This is a genomic window from Bartonella refiksaydamii (assembly GCF_902652675.1).
Classification (GTDB): Bacteria; Pseudomonadota; Alphaproteobacteria; order Rhizobiales; family Rhizobiaceae; genus Bartonella; species Bartonella refiksaydamii.
The window spans coordinates 1-4,212 of record NZ_LR736337.1; the positions used below are offsets into that span (position 1 = coordinate 1).

Annotated in this window: 2 protein-coding genes; both read right to left on the reverse strand. The window is 43.4% G+C overall.

Translation table 11 applies throughout. The annotated features are described in order from the left end of the window. Window positions 1-194: 194 nt before the first annotated feature. Window positions 195-599, reverse strand: a complete 405-nt coding sequence (locus GQO39_RS08075; protein ID WP_156851710.1) for a hypothetical protein — start codon at window positions 597-599, stop codon at window positions 195-197. Window positions 600-609: 10 nt separating this feature from the next. Further along, a partial coding sequence (locus GQO39_RS08080) for a hemagglutinin repeat-containing protein (protein ID WP_198039445.1) occupies window positions 610-4,212 on the reverse strand: 3,603 nt, incomplete at its 5' end.

Genomic DNA, 4,212 nt, shown 5'->3' on the forward strand with positions numbered 1-4,212 from the left:
CAACTAACTGGACCGCATAACGAGCGGCTTCATCTGGTGAGGTAAAAATACCATTGTAGAACATACGCCTGTTACCATCAGACCCTGCGTGTAAATGCTTTTCTTCAGCCGTTAAATAATGTAATTGAGGAAACAATCTCGACATTTCAAGCGAAAGCAAAAAAGGGATTGTTGATCATCACAAACAGGAAAACTTAAGGATAGCATTCATATTGTTCTGGATGCTTTTTACAAAAAGGGCTGTTTAAGCGCCTCTTGACACTGGGCCTCGGGATCGCAGCGCCTGGACGACAAATCGGAAGGTTTTCGGCTTTATGATTTCCACACCAGCCCCCCCCTCTTTCATCTTTATAGCGGAATCCTGATTGAACCATACAAGCATGAATTGTTGCTATTGCATTGTTACTTAGCTTGCTACTTTCGGGATCCTTATCATAAGGGGTTGGCATTCCACATTCTAACAAGGCTTTTCCTATCTCAGTAAAATCTGCTCTAGGCTTCTCCCATGCAGTCAAGTATCCTGAAGGAGGCTTATTAAACTGACAGCCAGTTATGACTAATAGAGCCAAAACACTCAATAATTTTAAAACTTGTTTCATTTTTCCTCCTTTAAGGGACTTGTATACGATGAGATGAGCCATAATTATATCTACATTGATAACTTGCATCTCCAAGGCAAGTATGGGTATTTATGGGATTTGTGAACATATTCCACATTTCTTTAAACATGTTACTGCCAGCAGGTGCTGTCTCGTAGGTATAGCCATTGCCACCAATAATTCTGCTTACAAAGTCATATCTATGCCCATCAAAGCCAATAGTTGTTTGTTTGCCATCACTCACATAACCTAACAGACCGGATGCAACTAAACCATTAAAGGCTGGTCCATAGAAATTGATATTCGTATTGTCGGCTATACCGTGCACACCTTCTTGTTTGAAAGAATACAGCATATTCCCCAATGTCATGGTACCACGGCTATGTCCATAAAGTTCTAACCCTGTAATACCATGGCTATACACCAAATCTTTTGCTTCTTGTGTTGAATTGGTTAAACCCCAAAAGTTATTTTCCATAAACTTCTGATAGCCTGCAACCAGAAGTTCTGAGATAGCAGAATCCGCTTGGGGGAAGATAACAATATAGAGCGGTGCATTTTTATCCTTCGCATGTTGAACCGCATAAACAGCGGCTTCCTCTGGTGGAGTAAAGATACCATTAAAGGAGACATGAACCTTGCCATCAAATCCAGCTTGTAAATGTTCCTTTTCCTCAGCCGTTAAATAATGAAACTTAGGTATTTTTTGTCCACGAGCATCTTCTATAGGCTCCCCATTTTCATCTTTGAGATAAATAATATTGCCCTTTTCATCACGGTCGACCACGGCGATGGGGTGCTCTTTGATAAACATGGTTTTATAGGATTCATCGCTGTATTTAAACCCTTCTTCTAAGAGTTGGGTTGCCATTTCACGGTTTTCATGGACGATTCGTTCCAGCTTGCCTACATCGAGCTGTTGTACACCCTTATGGGCTGTAGAAGTGTCGCGATTAAGGGAAGCTATGGCTTGCTCCACATCTTGCCCTGTCAATGCCTTCTGCTCTGCTTCATCGGTCAAGATGATGGTGCCATTGCTAATAGCAGATTTGGTGTATCCTTCCTCTGAATCTTTGGCTTTTGCATGATCTAAGACATTTTTGGCAATGTTTTTCCCGACACCATATTTGCCCTGATACATGGGACCACCCGCAGAAATACTTAAACCTTGGCTGCTGGCTGTAGCATGGGCACTGTTATCAATATCACTGGTGGCAATACTTCCTGTGGTCAGGCTGTTTTTTTCTGCCGGCGCGCTGCTGGCAATGATGCCTCCAGTCAGCGTTGTTTTATCTTTAACGTTGATCTTAAAGCCGCCATCACCAGCTTTGATGCCTGATTGTTCCACAACACTGTGATAATCACTAGAGGATTTATCCTTGTTAAAGAAAATATTGGTTGTAGCTGCATCATTCTTTTTTCCACCATTAAAGCCAAGAGAAACAGAGTTTTGCTTGCTGGAACTTTGTCCCGTATCACTGCGGCTGATAACAGTAAAATCACCACCAATATCCATTTCTACACGCTCTCCAGAAACCACTGCGCCAGCCAGTGTGGTGTTGCCTCCACTTGTGCTATGAACAGTGCCAGTGCCAATAATATGGGCGTTCTTCTGGTGAACCTCCTCACTGGAACCCTTGCCTTTACCAAAAGAAGCATTCCCCATCCATCCTGCGCCACTAGTACCATAGCTATATCCAACATTCACCGAAGCACTTTGCATCTGACTTTGTGTGCTTTGCGCATTTTGTGCACTTTCAAAGATGATATGTTGCCCTGCTCCCAAGGTGATATTTCCACTCTGTTTATCATTGCTTTGCATCGGGTTTGTGCCAGCAATAATATCAGCGCCAACACCATGGATGCTGCCTTCGTGGGCATGCATGTTAACAGCGCGCCCTGCTTCTATGCTATCTGTTACCGCAGTAGATGTCTGAACAGACGCTTCCGCCTTCTCCGTCTTAAAGCCCACAGTTACGCTGCCAGAAACATCAACAATATCACCAATAGATTGTTTAAGTTTTCCACCCTTTGCCCCGTTGTAAAAATCTTTGCCTTTGTTGTAGAGTTCATAGCCTTTTAGACCAGCAATAAGACCATTACCGATTTTGTGTTTTGTATCCCCATGACCAAAACGTTTGGCTGCATCCTTTACATCTTTTACTGTACCAAGAATGCCCACATTGACAGTGGTTGTTACACCAGCAAAGGACTTTTCGTGCGTTTCTTTGCCGTTGGAAATATCATAGCTTTCTGACAGCGTGATATTATTTCCAGCATCAATATTGACATCACGATTTGCCAAAACATTTGTCGCTTGCAAGTTCACATCATGATCCGCATTAAACTGCACATCTTTGCCTGCTTTAAAATTGGATGATATATTGGTATTTTCCCATTGATCGCCTGTATCTTTAGCGCTCGCAACCCCAACACCCACAGAAGCACCACTTTTGCTCTTTTCAAACTGAAACCCAAAACCTGTGCGTTCTTCTTGGCTGTTTGACTTATGCCTATTATGACCCAGTAAAACATTGATATCATGCGCTGCAGAAACATGAATATTTTCTTGCGCATTAAAATCAGAGCCCACAACCTTTACATCTTTTTTGGTGGCGGTGATATTGATATTTTTCCCATTCAGAGAAGAGCCTTGATGTTCAAAACTCTCTTCATTTTCTGTTTTGCCCTCACTCCCGTATATCGATACAAAGCCCTTGCCTGATCCCACACCAAAACCCGTTTCATGCTCCTGTGAATGGCTCTTATGATGATCTGTCATGCCATCAATCGTCACATTTTCTCCCGTCACATGAATATCTTCATTTGCAAACATATGAGAAGCTGTGATTGTGGTCTGTTTATCTGATTGTGTGATAATGTTGCCCGTTGCACCAAGGATAGAGGAGACTGTTGTGCTATGCGATTGAGAACTATCGGAAGATTCTTCATGTAAAAAGCTGCTTTCCGACGATTGTTGTTGCTGGTCGTAGTGTTCTTGAGCGCCTTTTATGACAATGTTTCCACCAGAATGAATGGTAATATCCGCTCGTTTCTGATCTCCCAGAGCTTTCTCTCCTGACCTTTCCTCTGCCTTACCGGCTACGAGCGTCGAGGCTACAACTTCCGTGTTGTTGCCAGAAACAATGGCAACGCCTTTTTCCCCTGTTATGCTCGAGCCCACAACTTGAGTAGCATCAATCTTGTTATGCTCGGATTTGCTGCTACTAAATGTTCCCCCCTCTTTATGATACGACATCTCGTAGTGTAAGTTATCCTCTGCATTGTTGATGAGAATATCGTTGCTGGACTTCAACCCCACTTTGCCCTCAGCAGCAATGGAACTGCCCGTGATGCTAAGATCATGCGCCTTCCCATCCTGCCCCGCAACGACAGTGCTATCACCCCCAGACTTTATCGAAGAGCCAACTGCATGAGAGGCTTGCATATCCACTTTCGTATTGTTGCCCTGAAGATGATACTCCATTTCATCCCTTCTCACCCCTATCGCTATCTCTCCTTTCGCGCCAAGAGCAACATTGCCCTCAGCGTCTATAGCAGAAGCAGCAATATGGATATCTTGACCAGAGAGGACAGTCGTGTCTTTTCCAGA

Excerpts from the sequence above, each read along its gene's own strand:
- GQO39_RS08075 (WP_156851710.1), bottom strand. The coding sequence starts at position 599 with ATGAAACAAGTTTTAAAATTATTGAGTGTTTTGGCTCTATTAGTCATA.